At 66.6% G+C, this 22,958-nt stretch carries 25 protein-coding genes; 20 read left to right on the top strand and 5 right to left on the bottom strand.

Going from position 1 to position 22,958, the window contains the following annotated elements; translation table 11 throughout:
* Window positions 1-17: 17 nt before the first annotated feature.
* The 13 genes from VJ673_RS12595 to VJ673_RS12535 all read left to right on the top strand — a co-directional run bounded on the left by VJ673_RS12595 (window position 18) and on the right by VJ673_RS12535 (window position 9,963).
* Window positions 18-455 (top strand): MerR family transcriptional regulator, encoded by a 438-nt coding sequence (locus VJ673_RS12595; RefSeq protein ID WP_324126454.1) that lies wholly within the window; start codon window positions 18-20, stop codon window positions 453-455.
* Window positions 456-525: 70 nt separating this feature from the next.
* Window positions 526-993 (top strand): PaaI family thioesterase, encoded by a 468-nt coding sequence (locus VJ673_RS12590; protein WP_324126453.1) that lies wholly within the window; start codon window positions 526-528, stop codon window positions 991-993.
* Window positions 994-1,241: 248 nt separating this feature from the next.
* A complete protein-coding gene (gene can / locus VJ673_RS12585; RefSeq protein ID WP_324126452.1) occupies window positions 1,242-2,381 on the top strand; it encodes a carbonate dehydratase in 1,140 nt (379 codons plus the stop codon).
* 35 nt (window positions 2,382-2,416) lie between these two features.
* Complete coding sequence (locus VJ673_RS12580; RefSeq protein WP_324126451.1) at window positions 2,417-3,607, top strand: acetyl-CoA C-acetyltransferase; 1,191 nt, start codon at window positions 2,417-2,419, stop codon at window positions 3,605-3,607.
* Window positions 3,608-4,741 (top strand): acyl-CoA dehydrogenase, encoded by a 1,134-nt coding sequence (locus tag VJ673_RS12575; RefSeq protein WP_324126450.1) that lies wholly within the window; start codon window positions 3,608-3,610, stop codon window positions 4,739-4,741.
* 157 nt (window positions 4,742-4,898) lie between these two features.
* On the top strand, window positions 4,899-5,690 hold the full coding sequence (locus VJ673_RS12570) for an enoyl-CoA hydratase/isomerase family protein (protein WP_324126449.1): 792 nt from the start codon (window positions 4,899-4,901) through the stop codon (window positions 5,688-5,690).
* 76 nt (window positions 5,691-5,766) lie between these two features.
* On the top strand, window positions 5,767-6,690 hold the full coding sequence (locus tag VJ673_RS12565) for a hydroxymethylglutaryl-CoA lyase (RefSeq protein WP_324126448.1): 924 nt from the start codon (window positions 5,767-5,769) through the stop codon (window positions 6,688-6,690).
* A 118-nt stretch (window positions 6,691-6,808) separates the two neighbouring features.
* On the top strand, window positions 6,809-7,027 hold the full coding sequence (locus tag VJ673_RS12560; protein WP_324126447.1) for a DUF1289 domain-containing protein: 219 nt from the start codon (window positions 6,809-6,811) through the stop codon (window positions 7,025-7,027).
* Window positions 7,024-7,206, top strand: a complete 183-nt coding sequence (locus tag VJ673_RS12555) for a DUF1289 domain-containing protein (protein WP_324126446.1) — start codon at window positions 7,024-7,026, stop codon at window positions 7,204-7,206. Before VJ673_RS12560 ends, VJ673_RS12555 begins: the two co-directional genes overlap by 4 nt.
* Entirely contained in the window at window positions 7,203-8,123 is a 921-nt protein-coding gene (locus VJ673_RS12550; RefSeq protein ID WP_324126445.1) for an MBL fold metallo-hydrolase, read from the top strand. The genes VJ673_RS12555 and VJ673_RS12550 overlap by 4 nt, the downstream gene beginning before the upstream one ends.
* 58 nt (window positions 8,124-8,181) lie before the next feature.
* Window positions 8,182-9,060, top strand: coding sequence for an RNase adapter RapZ (gene rapZ / locus VJ673_RS12545; protein WP_324126444.1), 879 nt, complete (start codon window positions 8,182-8,184; stop codon window positions 9,058-9,060).
* On the top strand, window positions 9,057-9,446 hold the full coding sequence (locus tag VJ673_RS12540; protein ID WP_324126443.1) for a NusG domain II-containing protein: 390 nt from the start codon (window positions 9,057-9,059) through the stop codon (window positions 9,444-9,446). The genes rapZ and VJ673_RS12540 overlap by 4 nt, the downstream gene beginning before the upstream one ends.
* Window positions 9,427-9,963, top strand: a complete 537-nt coding sequence (locus VJ673_RS12535) for a Gx transporter family protein (protein WP_324126442.1) — start codon at window positions 9,427-9,429, stop codon at window positions 9,961-9,963. Before VJ673_RS12540 ends, VJ673_RS12535 begins: the two co-directional genes overlap by 20 nt.
* Here VJ673_RS12535 and VJ673_RS12530 read toward each other — a convergent pair.
* Both VJ673_RS12530 and ruvC read right to left on the bottom strand, forming a co-directional pair.
* Window positions 9,944-10,810, bottom strand: coding sequence for a dienelactone hydrolase family protein (locus tag VJ673_RS12530; RefSeq protein ID WP_324126441.1), 867 nt, complete (start codon window positions 10,808-10,810; stop codon window positions 9,944-9,946). The two genes, VJ673_RS12535 and VJ673_RS12530, sit on opposite strands and share 20 nt — an antisense overlap.
* Window positions 10,811-10,900: 90 nt before the next feature.
* Window positions 10,901-11,464 carry a crossover junction endodeoxyribonuclease RuvC gene (ruvC, locus tag VJ673_RS12525; protein WP_324126440.1) on the bottom strand — a complete coding sequence of 188 codons (564 nt, stop codon included), beginning with the start codon at window positions 11,462-11,464 and terminating at the stop codon, window positions 10,901-10,903.
* Between the two features lie 130 nt (window positions 11,465-11,594).
* On the opposite strand from ruvC, the gene VJ673_RS12520 reads away from it, so the two are divergent.
* Together VJ673_RS12520 and VJ673_RS12515 are read left to right on the top strand one after the other, a co-directional pair.
* Window positions 11,595-13,424: an autotransporter domain-containing protein gene (locus VJ673_RS12520; protein WP_324126439.1), complete on the top strand. Its 1,830-nt coding sequence runs from the start codon at window positions 11,595-11,597 to the stop codon at window positions 13,422-13,424.
* Window positions 13,425-13,593: 169 nt separating this feature from the next.
* Complete coding sequence (locus VJ673_RS12515) at window positions 13,594-14,517, top strand: hypothetical protein (protein WP_324126438.1); 924 nt, start codon at window positions 13,594-13,596, stop codon at window positions 14,515-14,517.
* 108 nt (window positions 14,518-14,625) lie between these two features.
* Here VJ673_RS12515 and VJ673_RS12510 read toward each other — a convergent pair whose 3' ends face one another.
* Both VJ673_RS12510 and VJ673_RS12505 read right to left on the bottom strand, forming a co-directional pair.
* Complete coding sequence (locus VJ673_RS12510; RefSeq protein ID WP_324126437.1) at window positions 14,626-15,972, bottom strand: dicarboxylate/amino acid:cation symporter; 1,347 nt, start codon at window positions 15,970-15,972, stop codon at window positions 14,626-14,628.
* 202 nt (window positions 15,973-16,174) lie between these two features.
* Window positions 16,175-17,056, bottom strand: a complete 882-nt coding sequence (locus VJ673_RS12505) for a DMT family transporter (protein ID WP_324126436.1) — start codon at window positions 17,054-17,056, stop codon at window positions 16,175-16,177.
* A gap of 275 nt (window positions 17,057-17,331) precedes the next feature.
* Here VJ673_RS12505 and frdA point away from each other — a divergent pair, with 275 nt between their 5' ends.
* From frdA to VJ673_RS12480, 5 genes are all read left to right on the top strand, one after another.
* Window positions 17,332-19,119 carry a fumarate reductase (quinol) flavoprotein subunit gene (gene frdA, locus VJ673_RS12500; protein WP_324126435.1) on the top strand — a complete coding sequence of 596 codons (1,788 nt, stop codon included), beginning with the start codon at window positions 17,332-17,334 and terminating at the stop codon, window positions 19,117-19,119.
* Complete coding sequence (locus VJ673_RS12495) at window positions 19,112-19,876, top strand: succinate dehydrogenase/fumarate reductase iron-sulfur subunit (protein ID WP_324126434.1); 765 nt, start codon at window positions 19,112-19,114, stop codon at window positions 19,874-19,876. Before frdA ends, VJ673_RS12495 begins: the two co-directional genes overlap by 8 nt.
* Window positions 19,873-20,280 (top strand): fumarate reductase subunit C, encoded by a 408-nt coding sequence (locus tag VJ673_RS12490; RefSeq protein WP_324126433.1) that lies wholly within the window; start codon window positions 19,873-19,875, stop codon window positions 20,278-20,280. The genes VJ673_RS12495 and VJ673_RS12490 overlap by 4 nt, the downstream gene beginning before the upstream one ends.
* Window positions 20,277-20,645: a fumarate reductase subunit FrdD gene (gene frdD, locus VJ673_RS12485; protein ID WP_324126432.1), complete on the top strand. Its 369-nt coding sequence runs from the start codon at window positions 20,277-20,279 to the stop codon at window positions 20,643-20,645. Before VJ673_RS12490 ends, frdD begins: the two co-directional genes overlap by 4 nt.
* Window positions 20,646-20,757: 112 nt before the next feature.
* Window positions 20,758-22,065 carry an ethylbenzene dehydrogenase-related protein gene (locus VJ673_RS12480; RefSeq protein WP_324126430.1) on the top strand — a complete coding sequence of 436 codons (1,308 nt, stop codon included), beginning with the start codon at window positions 20,758-20,760 and terminating at the stop codon, window positions 22,063-22,065.
* A gap of 93 nt (window positions 22,066-22,158) precedes the next feature.
* Here VJ673_RS12480 and VJ673_RS12475 read toward each other — a convergent pair whose 3' ends face one another.
* Window positions 22,159-22,887 carry a YebC/PmpR family DNA-binding transcriptional regulator gene (locus VJ673_RS12475; RefSeq protein ID WP_324126428.1) on the bottom strand — a complete coding sequence of 243 codons (729 nt, stop codon included), beginning with the start codon at window positions 22,885-22,887 and terminating at the stop codon, window positions 22,159-22,161.
* Window positions 22,888-22,958: the final 71 nt, after the last annotated feature.

Here is a 22,958-nt window from a genome sequence, read left to right as displayed (position 1 = left end):
ACTTCGAGCATCAGGCAATGGCAAGCGAACAAACCTATTCGATCACCCAGCTCGCGCGCGAGTTCGACGTCACCCCGCGCGCGATCCGCTTCTACGAGGACCAGGGGCTGCTCAAGCCCGCGCGCTCCGGGCGGACGCGGGTGTATTCCAAGGCCGACCGCACCCGCCTGAAACTCACGCTGCGCGGCAAGCGCCTCGGGCTGTCGCTGGCGCAGATCAAGGAGCTGCTCGAAATGCACGGCGGCGTGCGCAACTCGGCCCCGCAGCTGCGGCAGTTCCTGCTCGTGCTGGCCGAGCGGCGCGCGGCGCTGGAGCAGCAGCGCGAAGACATCGTCGGCCTGCTGTCGGAGATCGATTCCCTTGAAAAGCAATGTTCCGAACTCCTCGGGCATGACCCCGGGCGGGCAGCCGAGGAACGCGCGGAAGTCGTCCGTCAGGCCCGAACGGGGGCTTGATTTTTTTGCTCGTTAGTTTACGTTGACGTAAACGTAATCAAAATCAAAAATACGTGCAACAGGAGACGCGATGAGACACGAAGAGCCGGTTTTCCAGCCGCGTGACGAGGGCTACGCCGAGCGCGTGCGGGCGAGCTTCGACCTGCAGCAGGCGATGACGCTGATCGAGGCGGAACTGGCAGTCGTGGATCCGGGCTACGTGGAAATCCATCTGCCGTACAAGTCGCAGATCACCCAGCAGCACGGGTTCATCCACGGCGGCGTGGTCGGGATGATCGCGGATTCGGCGGCCGGTTACGCGGCCAATACGCTGACGCCCGCGGACGCGAGCGTGCTGACGGTCGAGTACAAGCTCAACCTGCTCGCACCGGCCGACGGCGAGCGGCTCGTCGCCCGCGGCGAGGTGATCAAACCGGGGCGCACGCTGCTGATCACGCGTGCGGAGGTGTTCGCGGTGAAGCACGAGCAATGGACGCTATGCGCCGTGATGCAGCAGACGATCATGGCGATGCACGGGAAGAAGGAACGAGTCGGTTGAGGGCTGGCGGCAGAGCCGGCGGTCGGTGAAGCGCGCGAAGGAGCAAGGAGCGGAATGGTCGGGATCAGGGGACGGCGGACGGAGTCGCGAACGCGAGTCGTCGCCGTCGGGCGTGGCTGTGGCACGATGCAGGGTTGCGCGCGTGAGTCCTTCGCGCCGGCGCGGCCGCTGGCAGAGTGGCCGCGCGATACATATAACCCTGCGGGCCGCGGATTCACGCGGCGCGCACCTTGTTCCCGGGAGAGAAGATGGCAGTGAAGCTTCGCGTACTGAGTGCCGACGATCAGGTCGAACTGGATCATGTCCGCCAGTTTTTCCGCAACTACGCAGCGTGGCTGGGCGTCGATCTGTGCTTTCAGGGCTTCGGCGACGAAATGGCCTCGCTGCCCGGTGCCTATTCGGCGCCTGAAGGTCGTCTCTTCTACGCTGAGCACGAAGGCCGGCCCGCCGGCTGCGTGGGGCTTCGCCCCTTCTCCGAAGGTGTGTGCGAAATGAAGCGTCTGTACGTCGAACCTGCGATGCGCGGGCTCGGCATCGGGCGCGAACTGGTGCTGGCGGCGATCCGCACGGCGAAGGACCTCGGCTACCGCCGCATCCTGCTCGACACGCTGCCGGCGATGCGCATCGCAGTGAAGCTGTATCGCGAGATGGGCTTCAAGGAAGCGCCGGCCTACTACCCGACGCCGATCGAAGGGACGATGTTCCTGGCGCTGGACCTGGAGAACTGGTCCGAGGAAGAGGTCGCCAGCGAAAACCTTTTCCATCTTTTCGATTACAACCGCGCCTGGGCGCAGCAGATGCGCCAGGTCGATCCGGGCTTCTTCGAGAAGCTGTCGAAGCTGCAGTCCCCCGAGTACCTGTGGATCGGCTGCTCGGATTCGCGGGTGCCGGCGAACCAGATCATCGGCCTGCTGCCGGGCGAGGTCTTCGTGCATCGCAACGTCGCGAACGTTGTCGTACATACGGATCTCAACTGTCTGTCGGTGATGCAGTTCGCCGTCGACGTGCTGAAGGTCAAGCACATCATGGTCGTCGGCCACTACGGCTGCGGCGGCGTGAAGGCGGCGCTGACGCACGAGCGCGTAGGGCTGGTCGATCTGTGGCTGCGTCACGTGCAGGACGTGCATGTGAAGCATCGCAAGCGCGTCGAAGCGCTGCCGTTCGAGCAGGCGCACGACCGCCTGTGCGAGCTGAACTCGCTGGAGCAGGTCGTGAACGTGTGTCAGAGCGTGGTCGTGCAGGACGCGTGGCGTCGCGGCCAGCCGCTGACGGTGCACGCCTGGATTTATGGATTGAAGGACGGACTGGTGCGTGATCTGGGTCTGAACGTGCGCCGTCCCGAGGATTTGATACCGCGCTATGTCGCGGCACTTGAAGCACTGGCCTGAGAGCCGGATCTATGGGTAGTTTCTAGGAGAGAAGCATGAGTGATCCCGTCGTTATCGTTTCCGCCGCACGTACCCCGATGGGCGGTTTCCAGGGCGAGCTGTCCGGCCTGACCGGCCCGCAGCTTGGCGCTGTCGCAATCAAGGCCGCCGTCGAGCGCGCCGGGATCACTCCCGAGCAGGTTCAGGAAGTGCTGATGGGCTGCGTGCTGCCCGCGGGCGTCGGCCAGGCGCCGGCCCGCCAAGCGGCGCTCGGTGCGGGGCTGCCGCTCGCGGCCGGCTGCACGACGATCAGCAAGGTGTGCGGCTCGGGCATGAAGGCGACGATGCTCGCGCACGACCTGCTCGTGGCGGGCACCAACGACGTGGTGGTCGCGGGCGGCATGGAGTCGATGTCGAACGCGCCCTACATGCTGCCGAAGGCGCGCAGCGGCTATCGCCTCGGCCACGGCCAGCTCGTCGACCATATGTTTTACGACGGTCTCGAGGACAGCTACAAGAAGGAAACCAAGGGCCGACTGATGGGCACCTTCGCCGAGGACTGCGCGAGCCACTTCGACTTCACCCGTAGCGCTCAGGACGAGTTTGCGATCGCCTCGACGACGCGTGCGCAGGCCGCGATCAAGGACGGCGGCTTCGCGTGGGAAGTCGCGCCGGTGACCGTCTCGGGCCGCAAGGGCGACGTCGTCATCGACAAGGATGAGCAGCCGCCGAAGGCGCAGATCGACAAGATCGCCGGCCTCAAGCCCGCGTTCGCGAAGGACGGCACCGTGACCGCTGCGAACTCCAGCTCGATCTCGGACGGCGCGGCAGCCCTCGTGATGATGCGCCGCTCGACCGCCGACAAGCTGGGCCTCAAGCCGCTCGCGACCATCGTCGGCCACGCGACGCACGCGCAGGAACCCGCGTGGTTCACGACCGCCCCCGTCGGCGCGATGCAGAAGGTGCTGGCGAAGGCCGGCTGGACCAAGGATCAGGTCGACCTGTGGGAGATCAACGAGGCCTTCGCAGTCGTTACGATGGCGGCGATGAAGGAACTCGATCTGCCGCACGACAAGGTCAACGTGCATGGCGGCGCCTGCGCGCTGGGCCATCCGATCGGCGCTTCGGGCGCGCGCATCATCGTCACGCTGCTGGGCGCACTGAAGAAGTACGGCAAGAAGCGCGGCGTCGCGAGCCTGTGCATCGGCGGCGGCGAGGCGACGGCGGTTGCGGTGGAGCTCGCGTAAATGATCCTCACGCAAGAACAGGAAATGATCCGCGACTCCCTGCGCGCTTTCGCGCAGGAGCGCCTGGCGCCCTTCGCTGCCGAATGGGACCGCAACCACACCTTCCCGCGCGAAGCGCTGAAGGAGCTTGCAGAGCTGGGCGCGCTGGGCATGGTCGTGCCCGAGCAGTGGGGCGGCGCGGGGATGGACTACGTGAGCCTCGTGCTCGCGCTCGAAGAGATCGCCGCCGGCGACGGCGCGACCTCGACCATCGTCAGCGTGCAGAACTCACTCGCTTGCGGCATCCCGAACCGCTACGGCAACGACGCGCAGAAGGACGAGTGGCTGAAGCCGCTCGCCCGAGGCGAGAAGCTCGGCTGCTTCTGCCTGACGGAGCCGCACGTGGGTTCGGACGCCGCGGCGCTGAAGACGACGGCGGTGCGTGACGGCGACTCGTGGGTCATCAACGGCGTGAAGCAGTTCATCACGACCGGCCGCGAAGCGGATGTCGCGATCGTGTTCGCGGTGACCGACAAGAACGCAGGCAAGAAGGGCATCTCGTGCTTCCTCGTGCCGACGAACACGCCGGGCTACATCGTCGCGCGCATCGAAGAGAAGATGGGCCAGAAGGCCTCCGACACCGCGCAGATCCTCTTCGAGAACTGCCGCGTACCGGCCGGTGCGCTGCTGGGCGCCGAAGGCGAAGGCTACAAGATCGCGCTGTCGAACCTCGAAGCGGGCCGCATCGGCATCGCCGCGCAGTGTCTCGGCATGGCGCGTGCGGCGCTCGAAGCCGCGGTGAAGTACGCCCATGAGCGGGAAACCTTCGGCAAGCCGATCTTCGAGCACCAGGCCGTCAACTTCCGCCTCGCGGACATGGCAACCCAGCTCGAAGCGGCGCGCCAGCTAGTCTGGCACGCGGCGAGCCTGAAGGACGCCGGCCGGCCCTGCCTGAAGGAAGCGTCGATGGCGAAGCTCTTCGCTTCCGAGATGGCCGAGAAGGTCTGCTCGGACGCGATTCAGATCCACGGCGGCTACGGCTACGTCAGCGACTTCCCGGTCGAGCGCATCTACCGCGACGTGCGGGTGTGCCAGATCTACGAAGGTGCGAGCGACATCCAGCGCCTGGTCATCGGCCGCTCGCTGGCGATCTGATCGCGCGTTTTTCGTTTTACGGTCCTGCGGGAGCAGTCGCGGCGGGCAATCTCCCTGCAGCCTCCCTCTCGATTTCTGCCGTGTTCCGCAGGACCTCTTTATCCCGGCAAGGGGCCGCAAGAGCCCCACGCCTTCAGAACTCGATCAGGAGACAAGATTGAATTACGAAACCCTCGAAATCACGCTCGAACAGGGCGTGGCGACGGTCTGGATGAATCGTCCGGACGTCCATAACGCTTTCAACGCGCAGCTCATCGCCGATATCACGGCGGCCTGCCGCCAGCTCGACGCGGACGACGCCGGGCGCGTCGTTGTGCTCGCCGGGCGCGGCAAGAGCTTTTCCGCCGGCGCGGATCTGAACTGGATGAAGGCCGCGGGCGAAGCGAGTGTCGAGGAAAACCTCGCCGACGCGCGCAAGCTCGCCGGCATGCTGCGTACGCTGTCCGAGATGCGCAAACCGACCATCGCGCGTGTGCAGGGCGCGGCCCTCGGCGGCGGCATGGGGCTCGCGTCCGCGTGTGATATCTGTGTCGCGTCCGACAAGGCGGTGTTCGCGACCTCCGAGGTCAAGTTCGGCATCATCCCGTCGGCGATCAGCCCCTATGTGATCCGCGCGATCGGCGAGCGCCAGTCCTACCGCTATTTCCAATCTGCCGAGCGGATTTCGGCCGAGCGTGCCGGCGAGATCGGCCTCGCACACGAAGTCGTTGCGGCCGACGAACTCGACGCGAAGGTGCATGAGATCGTGATGGCGCTGCTGCAGGGCGGGCCGAAGGCGCAGGCGGCGGCGAAGGATCTGATCCGCGCGGTCGCGAACCGACCGGTGTCGGACGAGCTCGTCGAGGACACCGCGCGGCGGATCTCCGGTCTGCGCGCCACGCCGGAAGCGAAGGAGGGTCTCGACGCCTTCCTGGCTAAGCGTCCGGCCGCGTGGGTTCCGGCCCAGTAATAACTTCGGGCAAACACACCCGAACGGTATTCGACTGCTGAGCGAGTCCGGCCAGCAAGACGACGAGGAGAACCGTATGAAATTGCCGCAAAACGTCCGCATCGTCGACGTCGGCCCGCGCGACGGGTTGCAGAACGAGAAGCAGGTCGTCGCGACCGAAACCAAGGTCGAACTCATTGCGCGGCTCGCCGAAGCCGGGCTGAAGACGATCGAGGCGACGTCCTTCGTGTCGCCGAAATGGGTGCCGCAGATGGGCGACAACGCCGAAGTGATGGCGCGCATCGCCCGCCGGCCGGGCGTCGCCTACCCGGTGCTAACGCCGAATCTGAAGGGTTTCGAGGCGGCGCTCGCCGCCGGCGCGGAGGAGGTTGCGGTGTTCGGCGCCGCTTCCGAGTCCTTCAGCCAGAAGAACATCAACTGCTCGATCGCCGAATCGCTGGAGCGCTTCCGTCCGGTGACCGAGGCCGCACGGGCAGCCGGCGTGAAGGTGCGCGGCTACGTGTCCTGCGTCGCGGGCTGCCCGTATGAAGGGGCGGTTGCGCCGGAGAAGGTCGCCGAGGTCGCCGCGACCTTGATGGAGATGGGCTGCTACGAAGTGTCGCTCGGCGACACGATCGGCAGTGGCAATCCGGCGAACATCGCGCGCATGCTCGAAGCGGTCCTGAAGCGTGTGCCGGTCGATCGGGTCGCGGGCCACTACCACGACACCTACGGCATGGCGGCGGCGAACATCTACGCGTCGCTCGAGATGGGCGTTTCGGTGTTCGATGCTTCGGTCGGCGGGCTGGGGGGCTGTCCTTACGCCGCGGGCGCGTCCGGCAACGTTGCGACCGAGGACGTCGTCTGGCTCCTGAACGGCCTCGGCATCGAGACCGGCATCGATCTCGAACGCCTCGTCGACATCGCAGCGTGGATCAGCGGCGTGCTCGGGCGTGAACCGGCCTCCCGCGTCGCACGCGCGGTGCTCGCAAAGCGTACGAAGGCAGCGTGCGGGACCTAGGTGTTGAGTGCCGCCACCTAGGCATGCGCTGAATTTTGAACTCCGTCGGGCGGCGGCAGACCAATTCATCAAACAAAGCAATAGCCGCTCCCGACCCTGACAATCCCCCGACCCCAACATGAATGTTGCTTCACCCTGCATTAATATCTGCCGCATGAACGGCGAAACCGGCCTGTGCGAAGGCTGTTTCCGTACGCTCGACGAGATCGCCGGCTGGAGCCGCCAAGGCGACGACGAGAGGTCGCGCATCCTGGCGCTGGTCGCCCAACGGCGTTCGGCGCGAGTGACTCCGCTCGGCGCCGTGGCGCCGCCGCTGTCTTCGACGGAGGAAGCATGAGCGATGCCTTGTGCGTGGGCGTGTGCATGATCGACTGGGATTCCGGCGTCTGTCTGGGCTGCGGGCGCACGCCGGATGAGATCAACGGTGTGCCGGTCCCGCCGCCGGCAGAACCGGCACCGGCGGCCGTCCCGCTACCGCAAAACGTCGCAGAACAGGTCGGCGCCGGCTCCGAATGAGCGGGGGAGCCTCCTTGCCCGACAGCCTGCGGGTGCTCGAGCGCGGCTGGCTGTCCGCGAACAACGTCGTGCTCTTCGACGGCGCCGACGCGACCGTCATCGACAGCGGCTATCTGAGCCACGTCCACCAGACGGTCGCGCTGCTGCGCGAGACGCTGGACGGGCGGCGGCTTGCGCATCTCGTGAACACCCATTCGCACTCCGATCACATCGGCGGCAACGCACGGGTACAGCGCACCTTCGGTTGCGAGATCAGTGTGCCCGCCGGCATGGTGTCGACGGTAGCGGCATGGGATGAGGATGCCCTGCTGCTGACCACCGCCGCCCAGTCCGGCGAACGCTTCCACGCCGATCACGCGCTGCATGCGGGCGACACGCTCGGCATGGGTGGGCTTGAATGGAAGGCGATTGCCGCGCCGGGCCACGACATGGACGCGTTGGTTTTCCATAACGCCGACCGTCGCATCCTGATCTCGGGCGACGCGCTATGGCGCGACGGCTTCGGCATCCTCTTCGCCGAGGTGCTCGGCACCGGCGACGGCATCGGCGCCGCGCGACGCACGCTCGAAGCGATCGCGCGGCTCTCGATCGACGTCGTCATCCCTGGGCACGGCGCGCCTTTCGTCGAGGTCGATGACGCGCTCGCACGGGCCTTCGGCCGGCTGCGGGCCTTCGAGGAGGACGGGGCCCGCATGGCGCGCAATGCGATCCGCGCCTGCATGACCTTTTCGCTGCTGGACACTCGCGCTATCGCTGTCGCTGATCTGGCGGAACATCTGCAGACGGTGCCGCTCTACCGGGAAGCCAATGCGCGTTTTCTGGGACTCTCGCCGGAGGCGCTGGCCGACTGGCTGGTCGTGGAACTGACACGTGCGGGTGTCGCGCGCCGGGACGGGGAGCGGCTCGTCGCGGCGTGAAGGTGGCCGGCGGCTCATACTTTGGCGATAATCGGCCTCCCACGTGGAGTGATTGGTCATGCAGGTCGTGCTGATTAGCGGACTCTCCGGGTCCGGCAAGAGTGTCGCGCTGAAGGTGCTCGAGGATGCGGGTTACTACGCCATCGATAACCTACCGGGGAATCTGCTGCCTCAACTCGTCACAGAGCTGCGCGGCACCGGTTACCGACGCCTCGCGGTTGCGGTCGATGTGCGCTCGGGCGCGAGCATCGAGGCGCTGCCGGAGCAGGTCGACGCGCTGCGCAAGACGGGCCATGACTTGCGCGTGATCTTCCTCGATGCGCGGGACGACACGCTGATCGCGCGCTTCTCGGAAACGCGCCGTCGCCATCCGCTCGCCAACGAGGACGTCTCGCTCGCCGAGGCGATCCAGAAGGAGCGCGACGCGCTCGCCGGCATCGCCGAACTCGGCCATCGCATCGACACCAGCGACCTGCAGGCGAATACGTTGCGCGGCTGGATCAAGGATTTCATGGGCATCGACGCGACCGAAGGCCTGACGCTGATGTTCCAGTCCTTCGGCTTCAAGTACGGCATCCCGCTCGACGCCGACCTCGTGTTCGACGTGCGCTGCCTGCCCAACCCGCACTACGACCCGGTGCTGAAGCCCTTTACGGGCAAGGACCAGCCCGTCATCGAATTCCTCGAACGCCAGCCCGAAGTGGCGCGCATGAGCGAGGACATCCGCCGATTCGTCGCGGATTGGCTGCCGGCCTATGCGCGCGACAACCGTAGCTACCTGACGGTGGCGATCGGCTGTACCGGGGGGCAGCACCGTTCGGTGTACATGGCCGAATGGCTGGGGCGGCAGTTCGTCGATCGCGTGCGGGTGCTCGTGCGCCACCGCTCCGCGGCGCGCCGGCAGGTGGACGGGCCGAAGGGAACGCCCGATCAGTGAAAGCGTCTCTGGCGGGCTGGCTCGAGCTGCTGCGGCCCGGCGATTACGTGATCCTCGCCGCTGCGCTGACGGCCTGCGTGGCGTCGGCCCTCGTGCTATGGCGCGGCGGGGCGCCGGAAAAGGCCGTCGTGCGTGCGGGGGGCAAGGTGTTCGCCGAGCTCGCGCTCACGCGGGCCCAGAGCGTCGAAGTGCCGGGTCCGCTCGGCACCACCCGTATCGAGATCCAGCCCGGCCGGGCGCGTGTGGCCTCCGATCCCGGTCCGCGCCAGTACTGCGTGCGCCAGGGCTGGCTGACCCGCGCGGGCTCCGTCGCGATCTGCGCGCCCAACCAGGTGAGCCTCAGCTTGAGCGGTGGAGTGGCGGAGTATGACTCCCTCAACTATTGAAATCCTGCCGACCGACGACGACCGGCGCATCGCCCGGCTTGCGGCGGCGGCGATCGCGCTGTCGGTGGCCGAGGCCGCGATCCCGCTGCCGCTGCCCGGCGTGAAGCCCGGGCTTGGCAACATCGTGATCCTGATCGTGCTGCTGCGCTGGGGCTGGCGCGACGCGGTGTGGGTCGGCCTGCTGCGCGTCTTCGCGAGCAGCCTGCTGCTCGGCCAGCTCTTTGCGCCGGGCTTCTTCCTGAGCCTCTCCGGTTCAGTGGTCAGCCTGGCGGTCTTGGGTCTCGCCAAGCACCTGCCGCGGCGCTGGTTCGGTCCGGTGTCCTTGAGCGTGTTCGCCGCCTTCGCGCACATCGGCGGACAACTCGCCGTCGCGCGACTGTGGCTCGTGCCGCACAACGGCGTGTTCTACCTCGTGCCGGTCTTCGCCGTCGCGGCGACGCTGTTCGGGCTCATCAACGGACTGGTCGCGGCGAAGATGCTCGTCCGCCTCGGACCCCTCACATCCCCTGACGCTTGAACCAGTCGAGCATCCGCTGCCAGCCGTCGGTCGCCTCGGCCGGCCGGTAAGTCGAGCGGTAGTCGGCATGGAAGGCATGGCCCGCTTCCGGATAGACGACGATCGAACACTCCTCGTCGGCCAGCGCAAGCCGCGCACGCAGCGTCTCGATGTCCTCAGGCGGGATCTCGCGATCCTTGCCGCCATAGAGGCCCAGCACCGGCACCTTCAGGCGCTCGACCACATCCGCCGGCTGCAGCGGCGTCTCGCGCGTGCGGGACGTGTCGAGCAGCCCGTACCAGACGGTGGCGGCGGCGAGCTTCGAGTTGTGCGTCGCGTACAGCCACACGATGCGACCGCCCCAGTCGAAGCCGGTCGCCGCAATCCGCCTGGGATCGCCGCCATTGCCCACCGCCCACGCAACGCAGGCGTCCAGATCGCTCATCACTTGGGCGTCCGCAATCCGGGAAACGGCACTCGACGACAGCGCCGGGCGATCGCCGATGGGGGCCGGATTGCCCTGGCGGAAGAACAGCTCCGGCGCCACCGCGAGATAGCCGAGCTTCGCGAGCCGGCGGCACACGTCGCGGAGATAGTCGTTCACGCCATAGCTTTCCTCGACGACGAGGATGGTGGGCAGGCTGTCCGCGTCGACGGGTTTCGCGAAAAAAATCGGCATGCTGCCGCCCGTCACCGCGATGTCCGTTGAATCGGTTTCGATCCCCACTTCGTCGGTGAGGATTGCCGTTTGCGCGCGCGCTGGCCGTACGGCAATCGCCACGCCGACTGCCCCGAGCGCGGCGAAGAAACTGCGGCGATCGATGCGCGTCGCGGCTGGCGCGCTCGCGCAGCGTGAGGGTGAACGCATCTTCCGGTCCTCCTGAGAGCCTGCGCATGCCTTGATGACCGGCGCGCCCCCCCAGTGTTCCGCATGCCCGACTTTGCGGGCGGCGCCGGATCAGCGCGTTGCGGGACTCACGAGGATGCGCCCGGCGCGCCGCCGCCGCCCGATCTCGCCCTGTACGCCCATTCCGCCGTGCGCGTGGCAGATCGCGCAGGCAAGCGCGTCGGCCGCATCGGGGCTGGGACTGCCGTCGAGCGCGAGCAGACGCTGCACCATGTGCTGCACCTGGTCCTTGTTCGCCTTGCCATAGCCGACGACGGCCTGCTTTACCTGCAGCGCGGTGTATTCATGCACATCGAGGTCCCTGGAGACCGCGCCACAGATCACCGCGCCGCGCGCCTGCCCGAGCAGCAGCGTCGATTGCGGGTTCACGTTCACGAACACCTTCTCGACCGCCACATGGTCGGGCATGTAGGTCGCGATCACTTCGCGCACGCCGTCGAGCAGGGTTTTCAGCCGTCCCGGCAGTTCGCCGTCGCGCGTGCGAATGCAGCCGCTGGCGACGTAGCGCAGCTCGTTGCCGAGCTTGTCGATGAGGCCGAAGCCGGTGATGCGCAGGCCCGGGTCGAGGCCGAGGATGCGGGTCGAGACGATGCGGGAAGCGGTGGGACCATTCATTCGTGCATTTTACGGGTTCCCGGCGAATCCTGCCGTCCGGGCATACTCCCCGTTTGACCGGCCCGGCCTGTCCGACGATACTTCCACGTCATTCAAGAAACGCTTCCAGGCAATGACAAGGAGTTTGCCCATGATCCGACGTTCCATCCTTGCGGCCGCGATTGCTGCCTTCTGCAGCGCCGGTGCGCAAGCGGCCGACTTCAGCGCCACCTATTTCTTCGGCGACAGCCTCAGCGACGCCGGCAGCTTCTCCGCCTTCCTGCCCTCGGGGACCGGCCGTTTTACGACCAACCCCGGCCCGGTGTGGGCCGAGGATCTCGCCGCCGCACTCGGCACGCGCGCGGTTCCGGCGCTCGCCGGCGGTACCGACTTCGCGCAGGGCGGAGCGCGCGTGACGCAACTGCCCGGCGTGCCCGAGACCAACATCCTGACGGCGAACGCGACGCCGATCGCCGATCAGGTCGCCGGCTATCTCGCCCTCGCCGGGCATGCGCGCAGCAATGCCCTCTATTCGGTGTGGGGCGGCGCCAACGATCTCTTCCGTGCCATCGACCCGACGAAACCCGAATCCGCGGACCCGGTCGGCTACATGCTGACGACGGCGGGCGAGACCGTCGCCACCGTTTCCGCTCTGAAGGCGGCCGGCGCGCGCTACATCCTCGTGCCGACCTTGCCCGATGTCGGCGCGACGCCTTTCGGCGGCTCGCTCGATCCGGCGAGCGCGGCGGGCGTCAGCGCCCTGTCTTCGCTGTATAACCAGGCCGTATTCGGCGGCCTCGCCGCGGGCGGCGTGCGCGTCATTCCGCTCGACATTTTCTCGCTGCTCAACGAGGCGATCGCCTCGCCCGCGCAGTTCGGCTTCGTCAACGTGACGCTGCCCGCCTGCGGCGCCACTCCGGCGCTGTTGTGCGCGCAGGCCGACCTGATCGCCCCGGGTGCCGACCAGACCTTCCTCTTCGCCGACGGCGTACATCCGACGACTGCCGGGCACCGGATCATTGCGGATTATGCGCTCTCCGTGCTGCGCGCCCCAGGCGTGATCTCGCAACTCGCCGAATCGCCCGTGCATACGCGCGAGATGCTCGTCACCACCATCGGCGACCAAGCAGCGCTCGGCCTGTGGTCCCGCACCCAGCCCGGCTTCGGCGCCTGGGCGAGCCTCGGCGCGAGCCACCTCAAGCAAGCCTCGAGTGACAGCGCGCCGGGCGCGGACGGCAATCCCTACGACGTCACGGTCGGCATCGATACGCATCTCTCCTCCAACATGGTCGTCGGCGCTGCCTTCGGTGCAGGCTCGCTCGATGCCGACTTCTCGGGCGACGCCGGCAGCTATCGGCAGGACGAGCAGACGCTCGCGCTTTACGCCGGTTACCGCAGCGGCCCCTTGCGCGCGACAGTCGTTGCCGCGGCCGGCGACATCGACTTCGACACCCGCCGTGCTGCCGACCTCGGACCTGCCCGCCACGTGATGAAGGGCGATACCTCCGGTACGAGCCTGTCGTTCGGCGCCGAGGCCTCCTACGACCTCTCCGAAGGCAAGCTTCGCCACGGCCCGCTGCTCGGCGCCGACTGGCAGCAAGTACGCGTCGAGAGCTTCCGCGAACGCGGCAACACCTCGACGACGATGGCGTTCGGCTCGCAACAGCGCGACTCGCTGGTCGGGCGCATCGGCTACCAGCTGCGCTACGAGCAGGGACGTTGCCAGCCCTATGCGCGGATTGCGTTCAACCACGAATTCGCGGACCAGGACCGTGACGTGCGCGCCAGTCTGGCGACGCTTCCGGACAACAGCTTCGCGCTGCCCGCCTTCGCCGCCGAGCGCAACTACGGGACCGCAACGGTCGGCGTCGCGGCGAAGTTCTCGCCGACGGTCAGCGCCAACGTCGCCCTCACCGGCCGCTTCGCGCCCGACGACGTGACCTGGTACGGGCTGCAGGCCGGTATCCAGATCGCCTTCTGACCTGCGGGCGGCGGCGGGCGGCCTGTCTCGCCGCCCCTGCCGCATGCCCCGGATGGGCGCAAAGACCGCTCTGTTGGAATGGCTAATCGGCTACACTTCTCCTGATGACGTCCGGATTGTCCGCGTGGGCTTCGGGCGCCACAGCCGCAATCGCAAGGGGAGAAGAACCATGAAGAACAGAACATCCATCGGTCTCGCCGCCGCCATGCTGGCTGCCGCGGGTTTCATCATGCAGGCGGATGCCTTCGCGCAGCAGACCTCGGCGCGCGTCACCGCCGGCGCCGAGGCACGGCAGAAGGACGAATTCACCCGCCTGCTCGACAGCACCAAGGTGCTCAACCAGGCGCTCAAGCGCGTCAGCGAACAAAAGAAGGTCGACAACGCGGCGCTGGTGCAGGCGAACGACAAGAAGATCCACGACGCTGAAAGCGCCGCCGCCGACGGCCGCATCGCCACCGCCCGCATCCTGGTCGACGACGCCTATCTGAACTGCAAGCTCGCGCTCGCCGAGCTCGCGCAGAAATCGCCGTCCGCCGCCCAACCGGCGCCCGCCGCCGACGCGCCGAACCCGCGCGTGCAGAAGGAATACGCGGCGCGGATGGATTCGACGAAGGCGCTGCGTGACGCGCTGGAGCGCATCGCCACCGAAAAGAACGACGACGCCGGCAGGCAGGAAGTCGTCCTCATCGACAAGCTGATGCGCGACGCCGATGCCCAGGTCGCGCAGAACAACGCCAGGCGCGGCCGCGCGATCCTCGACCACGCCTACCTGCGCGCGAAGGTGCAGATCGAGCGCCTGCGCGGCGGCGAGACCCTGGTGCGTGAACTCAAGTTCGACACGAGGGAAGACGAATACCACTACGAACTCGACCGCAACGACACCTACGGCATGCTGATGAAGCTGCTGGTGCAGCCGGGCGGGGCGAAGGAGGTCGAGCTGAAGGCCCACGTCGAGCGCGCCGCGCGCCTGCGCAAGGACGCGGAAGCGACTGCGGCGAAGAAGGGCTTCGACGACGCCGTGAAGACCATGGAGGAATCCACCGGCGAGTATCAGCGCGCGCTGCGCACGGCCGGCGTCATGATTCCGGGCTGATCCGGCACGTTCCCGTCGCTGCAAACGCAAATCGGCCCGCGAGCGCAAAAATCGCGGGCCGATTCATTGACGCCGTCGGTGCCGGAACGGCCCCGACGGCGTTGCGGATCAGGCGCGAGCGCCGGCGATCGCAGGTGTGACGTCCATGTGGGCTTCCTGCGCGTCGAGCACGACTTCCGGCTCGTCGGCTTCCTCCTCGGTCTCGTTGTTGAGGTGGCGCTGCAGCGCGACCGTATCGAGGTCATTGCACCACTTCGCCACGACGATCGTCGCGACACTGTTGCCGATCAGGTTGGTCAGCGCGCGCGCTTCGGACATGAAGCGGTCGATGCCGAGGATCAGCGCGAGGCCGGCCACCGGCACGCCCCCCACTGCCGACAGCGTCGCCGCGAGCACGATGAAGCCGCTGCCGGTGACCCCGGCCGCGCCCTTTGACGTGAGCAGCAGCACCGCGAGCAGCGTGATCTGCTGCGTGATGTCGAGTGGGGTGTTGGTCGCCTGCGCGATGAACACCGCGGCCATCGTCAGGTAGATCGAGGTGCCATCAAGGTTGAACGAGTAGCCGGTCGGGACCACGAGGCCGACGGTCGACTTCTTGACGCCGAGGTTTTCCATCTTCGCCATCAGGCGCGGCAGGGCCGATTCCGACGACGAGGTGCCGAGCACGATCAGCAGCTCTTCCTTGATGTAGGCGATCAGCTTGACGACCGAGAAGCCATGCGCGCGCGCGATCAGGCCGAGCACGCCGAAGATGAAGATCAGGCAGGTCGCGTAGAAGGAGCCCATCAGCATCCCGAGCTGAGCGAGCGCGGCCACGCCGTGCTTGCCGATCGTGAAGGCCATCGCGCCGAACGCGCCGATCGGGGCGACCTTCATGATGTAGCCGACGATGCCGAACAGCACGTGCGAGAATTTCTCGATGAAGTCGAACACCAGCGTGCCGCGACCGCCGAACTTGTGCAGCGCGAAGCCGAACAGCACGGAGAACAGCAGTACCTGCAGGATCTCGCCCTTCGCGAAGGCATCGACGATGGTGCTCGGAATGATCGCCATCAGGAAGTCGACGGTCGACTGCATTTTCGACGGATCCGTGTAGGCGGCAATCGCCTTGGTGTCGAGCATGCTCGGGTCGATGTTCATGCCCGCGCCCGGCTTGACGACGTTGACGATGATCAGGCCGATGATCAGCGCGATCGTGCTGACAACCTCGAAGTACAGCAGTGCCAGGCCGCCGGTCTTGCCGACCTTCTTCATGTCCTCCATGCCGGCGATGCCGACGACGACGGTACAGAAGATGATCGGGGCGATGATCATCTTGATCAGCTTGATGAAGCCATCACCCAGCGGCTTCATCGCCGCGCCGGTCTGCGGGTAGAAATGCCCGAGAAGCACGCCGATGACGATGGCGACAATGACCTGGAAGTACAGTGAACGGTAGAACGGTTTCTTTCCCATATCCCTCTCCTTTGGATTTTTTCGCGCGTTGGCGATTATTCCGACGAGGGTGAGGGCTGTGCAGTGTGAACTTCCGCATTGTGGATACCACGTACGCCACAGGGTTACACGGTGGCGGGAGCCTCGTCGGCGGCGTATCTACCGCCTGAGACTGGGAAAGGGAGCGGTCTCCGTCAACGACGGATGTGCGTGACGGGCTGTCTCAGACCTTGCGAGCGAGCCACACGCCCATGACTGCCACCGCCATGCCGGTGAGCGCGAGTCCGGTCAGCGTCTCGCCGAAGAGCAGCCAGGCCATCAGCGCCGTCGTCGGCGGCGTGAGATAGAAGAGGCTCGCGACGTTGACGGCGCTGCCGTTGCGGATCAGCAGGTTCAGCAGGCTGATTGCCCCGAGCGAGAGCACCAGCACCAGCCACATCAGCGCGAAGACGAACTGGCCGCTCCACACGATGTGCATCGTTTCGCTGCGGCTCGCGAGAAAGCCGGTGACGATCAGGCTCGGCACGAACTGGACAACGGCGCCGGTGCGCAGGTCGAAGCTCGGGCAGAAGCGCTTCTGGTACAGCGTGCCGCCCGTGATGCCGACGAGCGCCGCCAGCGCGGGCGTGAGCATCCAGCCGAGCTCCGCCATGCCGTTGCCGACGGTGACCTTGTTGCTGACAACCAGTGTCACGCCGACGAAGCCGAGCGCGAGGCCGGCCCACTGCCGCCGCGTGACGCGTTCGCCGAGCAGCCACCCGGCGCCCAGCGCGGTGAGCAGCGGCTGCATGCCGACCACCAGGGCCGTGACGCCAGCCGGCAGGCCGCGATGGATCGCCATGAACACGCCGCCGAGGTAGGTCGCCTGCAGCAGCAAGCCGGCGATGCTGATATGCGCCACCTGCCGCCAGTCCTTCGGCCACGGTGCGCGCATCAGCAGCGCGAGCCCGCCCATCAGCGCGATCACCAGCACGTAGCGGGTGGCGAGGAAGGTGAGCGGTTCCGCATAAGGCAGGCCGAACTTGGCGCCGATGAAGCCGGTGCTCCACAGCAGCACGAAGAGCAGCGGCGCGAATGCGGTCAGACGTCGGGGCAAGTTGGACATGGACGGAGAAGGCGGGTCGCAACGCGGCCAGGAGTGATGAAGACAGACATCTTAGCGGCACGGCGACGGGGGGCAAGGCCGTTGCTTGCGGCTGGAATTCCGGGATTATGCCGATTGGAATTGCCCCTGATCCGAGCGAGGATTACACTGTCGCCGATCGCCGTTACGGTAATCGCGGTATCTGCTCACAAGCCCGGCACGCGGATGAGCGCCAGCCGGTCCAGACGTTTTCCGAAGTCTTTCTGCTGCTTCCTAAGGGAAGGGAGGGGACGAGCGTGGAAGCTTTCAAGGTGGATGTGGCGATTGTCGGCGCCGGCGGGGCGGGGCTGCGGGCGGCGATCGCGGTCGCGGAGGCCGATCCGAGCCTCAGCATCGCACTGATCTCCAAGGTCTACCCGATGCGCAGCCACACCGTGGCCGCGGAGGGCGGGTCGGCCGGCGTGGTTCAGGCGCACGACAGTCTCGAGCATCACTTCCACGATACCGTCGCCGGCGGCGACTGGCTATGCGAGCAGGACGTCGTCGACGACTTCGTCTCGCGCTGCACCGGGGAGATGGTCCAGCTCGAACACTGGGGCTGCCCTTGGAGCCGCAAGGCCGACGGGCACATCAACGTGCGCGCCTTCGGCGGCATGAAGATCGAGCGCACGTGGTTCGCCGCCGACAAGACTGGCTTCCACATGCTGCACACGCTATTCCAGACCTCGATCAAGTATCCGTCGATCCGACGCTTCGACGAGTACTTCTGCGTCGACCTCGTCGTCGAGGATGGCCGCGCGCAGGGGCTCGTCGCGGTGCGGATCGCGTCGCGCGAGTTCACGCTGATCGAGGCGCGCGCGGTGATCATCGCCACCGGCGGTGCCGGCCGCGTCTTCCGCGAGAACACCAACGGCGGCATCGTCACCGGCGACGGCATGGCGCTCGCCTACCGCCACGGCGTGCCGCTGCGCGACATGGAGTTCGTCCAGTATCACCCCACCTGCATGCCGGGCACCGGCCTGCTGTTCACGGAGGCCTGCCGGGGCGAGGGCGGCTTCCTGCTCAATAAGGACGGCTATCGCTACCTGCAGGACTACGGGCTCGGGCCCGCCGAGCCGACGCCGCGCAACAAGGCGATGGAGCTCGGCCCGCGCGATCGCCTGAGCCAGGCGTTCTGGTATGAACAGCAGAAAGGGCGCACGATCGACAGTCCGCAGGGGCCGGTCGTGCATCTGGACCTGCGTCACCTTGGCGAGGCCAAGCTGCGCGAGCGCCTGCCGCAGATCTACGAGCTCGCCGAGGAGTTCCTCGGCATCGATCCCGCGCAGACGCCGATCCCCGTGCGCCCGGCCGTGCATTACACGATGGGCGGAATCCTCGTCGATGGCCGCTGCGCGTCGCCCCTGCCCGGGCTCTTCGCGGCGGGCGAGTGTTCGAGCGTCGGCATCCACGGGGCGAACCGGCTCGGCTCGAATTCGCTCGCGGAGCTATGCGTGTTCGGCAAGACGGCCGGGCTCGAAGCGGCCGTATTCGCGCGCAACGCACCGCCCGGCGATTCGGCGACGCTGGCAAGGCAGGCCGAATCGGTCGAGCAACGGGTGCTCGCGCTCGTGACGCATCCGTCGGGCAGCGAACGCATCGCCTCCCTGCGCAAGGAGATGGCCGAAGCGATGGAAAACGGCTGCGGCATCTATCGTGACGCCGCCACGATGCAGGCGACCTGCGACAAGCTTGCGGAGCTCAAGCACCGCTTCCACAGGGTCCGCGTCGAGGACCAGTCGCGCGTGTGGAACACCGAGTGGCTGCTGGCGGTCGAGCTCGGCTACCAGCTCGACGTCGCCGAGGCGATGGCGCATTCCGCGCTCAACCGCCGCGAGTCGCGCGGCGCGCACCAGCGCCTCGACGGTTTCACGACGCGCGACGATGTGAACTTCCTCAAGCACTCGCAGGCGCATTACGCCGCGGACGGCCCACCGCGGATCGATTACGGCGACGTAAAGATCACGCGTTCGCCGCCGGGCACGCGGGCCTACGGGGCGGCGGGCGAGAAGGCCGAACAAGAAAGGGAGGCACATCGTGCGTGACGATCCCGTGGCCATGAAGCTGATCGAGATCGAGGTCCTGCGCTATCGGCCCGAGCAGGACGTCGAGCCGGTGCCGCAGGTCTACGACGTGCCCTTCACCGACGACATGTCGGTGCTGCAGGGCCTGCAATACATCAAGGACTATCTGGACGGCACGCTGAGCTTCCGCTGGTCGTGCCGCATGGCGATCTGCGGCAGCTGCGGCATGATGATCGACGGCGTGCCGCGGCTCTCGTGCAAGACCTTCCTGCGGGACTTCCATCCTCGTCGGCTTCGCGTCGAAGCGCTCGCGCACTTCCCGATCGAGCGCGACCTGGTCGTCGTGATCGACGACTTCATCGGGAAGCTCGAGCGCATCCAGCCCTACATCGTGCCGAAGACGCCGCGCACGCTCGCCGAAGGCGAGTATCTGCAGACGCCGGCTCAACTCGACGTGTACGAGCAGTTCAGCTCCTGCATCAACTGCCTGCTGTGCTACGCGGCCTGCCCGCAGTACGGGCTCAATCCCGAATTCGTCGGACCCGGCATCATGGCGCTGCTGCACCGCTACAACGTCGACTCGCGCGACGGCGCCGCTTCCCAGCGCATGGAGATCGCCGGCTCCGAGGCCGGCGCCTTCAACTGCACGGCGGTCGGCTACTGCTCCGAGGTGTGTCCGAAACACGTCGACCCGGCCAATGCCGTCAATCAGAACAAGACCCTCGCCGCGAAGGATTACTTCCTGCGCGGGGCGAAGCCCAAGGGAGGCAAGCGATGAGCATCCCTGATCCCCGTCGTCCCTATATGCGCCCGATGACCGGCTGGTGGCGCCGCAACCCCTTCTTCATCGAGTACATGATCCACGAGGGCATGGCGCTCTTCGTCGCCGCCTACGCGATCGTGCTGCTGGTCGGCCTGCTGCGGCTCGCGCAGGGGGAGGCCGCGTGGAACGGTTGGCTCGATGCGCTGAGAAGCCCGTTGTCGGTCGCCTTCCACGTCGTGCTGCTTGCCGCGATCGGCTACCACGCCTGGACCTGGTTCCGGATCATGCCCAAGACGATGCCGCCCGTCGTGATTGGCGGGCGCCGGCTGCGGCCCTCGGAGATCACCGCTGCGGGTGTCGGGGCTGCGATCCTCGCGAGCATCGTGTTGCTCGGGGTGGCCTGGGGACTCATGAGATGAAGGCGATCGAAAAACGCTCGAATGCGCCGATCTTCTGGGCGCTCTTCGGTGCCGGCGGCATGCTCGCGGCCCTGCTCGGACCTGCGCTGGTGTTCCTCACGGGGATCGCACTTCCGCTGGAGCTGATCTTCCCGCCGGATGCGCTGAGCTGGCCCCACGCGCTCGCGTTCGCGCGGCACTGGGCCGGCAAGGCCTTCCTGTTCGCGGTCATCGCGCTCTTCCTGTGGCACGCCGCCCATCGCATCTTCCATAGCCTGCACGACCTTGGCGCCCATGCAGGCATCGGCGCGAAGCTCGTCTGCTACGGCTTCGCAGCGGCCGGTTCGCTGCTCGCGGCCGGCGCCTTGTTGTCGCTCGGTTTCTGATTGGCGCGGCCTCACCAGGGCCGCGGGCGTATTGGAGCCGTGCCGATGCTGTCCCTTCCGGGACGGTGTCGCCGGCATGTGTGACATGACAACAACTAGAAGGGGAATCATCATGAAAAAGACAGCACTGGTCGTCGGGCTGGCGGCCCTCGGCATCGGCGCGGCGCAGGCCGCCGATCCCGCCAAGATCAATTGGGCGAAGATTCCGGCGGCGACCCTCACGCTCTTCTATCCGGGGCAGTCCTCCTACGAATGGCTGCGCAGCGACGCGCACAAGGGGGCGTCGAAGGAAGTGAAGCGGGGCGACTCCTGTACCTCCTGCCACGACGAAGAGGACGCCGAAAAGGATCTGGGCGAGAAGCTCGTGAAGGGCGGGCCGCTCGAGCCGAGCCCCGTGAAAGGCAAGTCCGGGTACAAGGATGTGAAGGTGCAGGCGGCCTACGACAGCAAGAACGCCTACCTGCGCTTCCAGTGGAAGACCGACAACGCCTTCCCGGGCACCGAGCACCAGTACCTGCGTTTCGACGGTCATGAATGGAAGGTGTTCGGTTATCCCAAGCTCGACAAGCCGGTGCAGGACGGCGCCGAGATGGGCATCTACGAGGACCGCATGTCGGTGATGATCGACGACGGCAAGGTGCCGGGCTTCGCGCAGCAGGGGTGCTGGCTCACCTGCCACAACGGTCAGCGCGACATGCCGAAGCAGTTCACGAAGGACGAGGTCGCGGCGAACGCGCTGCTGCAGGAAATCAAGAAGAATGACGTGCGCAAGTACCTCCCTGAAACCCGCACCGATCCGTCCGACTGGAAGACCGGCAAGAGCGTCGCGGAAGTCGAGAAGATCAAGGCGGCCGGCGGTTTTCTCGACCTGATCCAGTGGCGCGCCCACCGCAGCAACCCGGTCGGCATGGCGGACGATGGCTATGTGCTCGAGTTCCGTCTCGGCGATGCCGGCAAGGACATGTTCAGCGGCAACGCCGATCCGAAGACGCACCAGCCCAAGTACATGTGGGATGCGGCCAAGGTGGGCTACAAGTCGATCACCGTCGACAAGCTGCACCAAGCCGACCACTTCCTGATCCGCGAGAAGAATGCCGTGCCTTTCGATCCGAACGCCGGCTGGAAGGAAGGCGACATGGTGCCGGACTACCTCGTGAGCCGCGCCGACGCGTCGGGCTCAGCGGCGGACAACAATGCGATCGCGAGCTGGAAGGACGGGGTGTGGACGGTCGTCATGATCCGTCCGCTCGCGCTGACCAACGCGGACGACAAGGCGCTCAAGCCCGGAACCGTCTACAACGTCGGCTTTGCTGTCCATGACGACAACATCACGACGCGCGGGCACCAGGTGTCCTTCGTGAAGACGCTCAGCCTCGGTGCGAAGGGCAAGGCCGACATCAAGGCGGTGAAGCTGCCGTAAGGGATGACTGCCCGCGGGAAGCGGGCGTCGATGAAGTGCGCGGCCCGGCCGGGAAGCCGGGCCCGCGCGGGCAATCGTGCGACGACGGCCTGCTTACTCTTCGTCCATCACAGCCGAGCTGTAGACGTCCTGCACGTCGTCGAGCGATTCGAGCGCGTCGAGCAGCTTCTGCATGCGCAGCGCGTCGTCGCCCGAGAGTTCGGTCTCGTTGAGCGGCTTCATCGTCACTTCGCCGAATTCGGCCTTGAAGCCGGCCTTTTCGAGCGCTTCCTTGACGGTCGTAAACTCGTACGGGGCGGTCAGCACTTCGATCGAGCCGTCGTCGTTCGTGACGACGTCTTCGGCGCCGGCTTCGAGCGCGGCTTCCATCAGCGCATCCTCGTTCGTGCCGGGTGCGAACAGCATCTGGCCGCAGTGCTTGAACTGGAACGCGACGCAGCCGTCGGTCCCCATGTTGCCGCCGAACTTCGAGAAGGCGTGGCGGACGTCGGCGACGGTGCGGGTCTTGTTGTCGGTGAGGCAGTCGACCATCACCGCGGCGCCGGCGATGCCGTAGCCTTCGTAGCGCGCTTCCTCGTAGGTCACGCCTTCCAGTTGGCCGGTGCCCCGCTTGATCGCGTTGTCGATGTTGTCCTTGGGCATCGACTCGGCCTTGGCCTTTTCCATCGCCAGGCGCAGGCGCGGGTTCATGTTCGGGTCACCCCCGCCCATGCGCGCGGCGACGGTGATTTCCTTGATCAGCTTGGTGAAGACCTTGCCCCGCTTGGCGTCCTGGCGCCCCTTGCGGTGCTGGATGTTGGCCCATTTCGAATGACCAGCCATAGATTCCTCGATGCTGCCAATTGGCGGTTTAAAAAGTGGCAGAGATTATACAGGGCGCGGCGATTCCCCGT

This window comes from Aromatoleum sp., from assembly GCF_035254505.1.
Lineage (GTDB): Bacteria > Pseudomonadota > Gammaproteobacteria > Burkholderiales > Rhodocyclaceae > Aromatoleum.
Note: the sequence above shows the minus strand (reverse complement) of the source record. Positions and strands in the feature narration are given on the sequence as shown.

Bases quoted from the DNA above. Each gene is read 5' to 3' on its own strand.
- VJ673_RS12550 (WP_324126445.1), top strand. From the start codon at position 7,203: ATGAGCGGGGGAGCCTCCTTGCCCGACAGCCTGCGGGTGCTCGAGCGC.
- VJ673_RS12510 (WP_324126437.1), bottom strand. From the start codon at position 15,972: ATGGGAAAGAAACCGTTCTACCGTTCACTGTACTTCCAGGTCATTGTC.
- VJ673_RS12530 (WP_324126441.1), bottom strand. From the start codon at position 10,810: ATGCGTTCACCCTCACGCTGCGCGAGCGCGCCAGCCGCGACGCGCATC.
- frdD (WP_324126432.1), top strand. From the start codon at position 20,277: ATGAAGGCGATCGAAAAACGCTCGAATGCGCCGATCTTCTGGGCGCTC.
- VJ673_RS12575 (WP_324126450.1), top strand. From the start codon at position 3,608: ATGATCCTCACGCAAGAACAGGAAATGATCCGCGACTCCCTGCGCGCT.
- ruvC (WP_324126440.1), bottom strand. From the start codon at position 11,464: ATGAATGGTCCCACCGCTTCCCGCATCGTCTCGACCCGCATCCTCGGC.
- VJ673_RS12490 (WP_324126433.1), top strand. From the start codon at position 19,873: ATGAGCATCCCTGATCCCCGTCGTCCCTATATGCGCCCGATGACCGGC.
- VJ673_RS12580 (WP_324126451.1), top strand. From the start codon at position 2,417: ATGAGTGATCCCGTCGTTATCGTTTCCGCCGCACGTACCCCGATGGGC.
- rapZ (WP_324126444.1), top strand. From the start codon at position 8,182: ATGCAGGTCGTGCTGATTAGCGGACTCTCCGGGTCCGGCAAGAGTGTC.
- VJ673_RS12590 (WP_324126453.1), top strand. From the start codon at position 526: ATGAGACACGAAGAGCCGGTTTTCCAGCCGCGTGACGAGGGCTACGCC.
- VJ673_RS12555 (WP_324126446.1), top strand. From the start codon at position 7,024: ATGAGCGATGCCTTGTGCGTGGGCGTGTGCATGATCGACTGGGATTCC.
- VJ673_RS12565 (WP_324126448.1), top strand. From the start codon at position 5,767: ATGAAATTGCCGCAAAACGTCCGCATCGTCGACGTCGGCCCGCGCGAC.
- VJ673_RS12480 (WP_324126430.1), top strand. From the start codon at position 20,758: ATGAAAAAGACAGCACTGGTCGTCGGGCTGGCGGCCCTCGGCATCGGC.
- VJ673_RS12515 (WP_324126438.1), top strand. From the start codon at position 13,594: ATGAAGAACAGAACATCCATCGGTCTCGCCGCCGCCATGCTGGCTGCC.
- VJ673_RS12520 (WP_324126439.1), top strand. From the start codon at position 11,595: ATGATCCGACGTTCCATCCTTGCGGCCGCGATTGCTGCCTTCTGCAGC.
- can (WP_324126452.1), top strand. From the start codon at position 1,242: ATGGCAGTGAAGCTTCGCGTACTGAGTGCCGACGATCAGGTCGAACTG.
- VJ673_RS12560 (WP_324126447.1), top strand. From the start codon at position 6,809: ATGAATGTTGCTTCACCCTGCATTAATATCTGCCGCATGAACGGCGAA.
- VJ673_RS12535 (WP_324126442.1), top strand. From the start codon at position 9,427: ATGACTCCCTCAACTATTGAAATCCTGCCGACCGACGACGACCGGCGC.
- VJ673_RS12505 (WP_324126436.1), bottom strand. From the start codon at position 17,056: ATGTCCAACTTGCCCCGACGTCTGACCGCATTCGCGCCGCTGCTCTTC.
- VJ673_RS12475 (WP_324126428.1), bottom strand. From the start codon at position 22,887: ATGGCTGGTCATTCGAAATGGGCCAACATCCAGCACCGCAAGGGGCGC.
- VJ673_RS12595 (WP_324126454.1), top strand. From the start codon at position 18: ATGGCAAGCGAACAAACCTATTCGATCACCCAGCTCGCGCGCGAGTTC.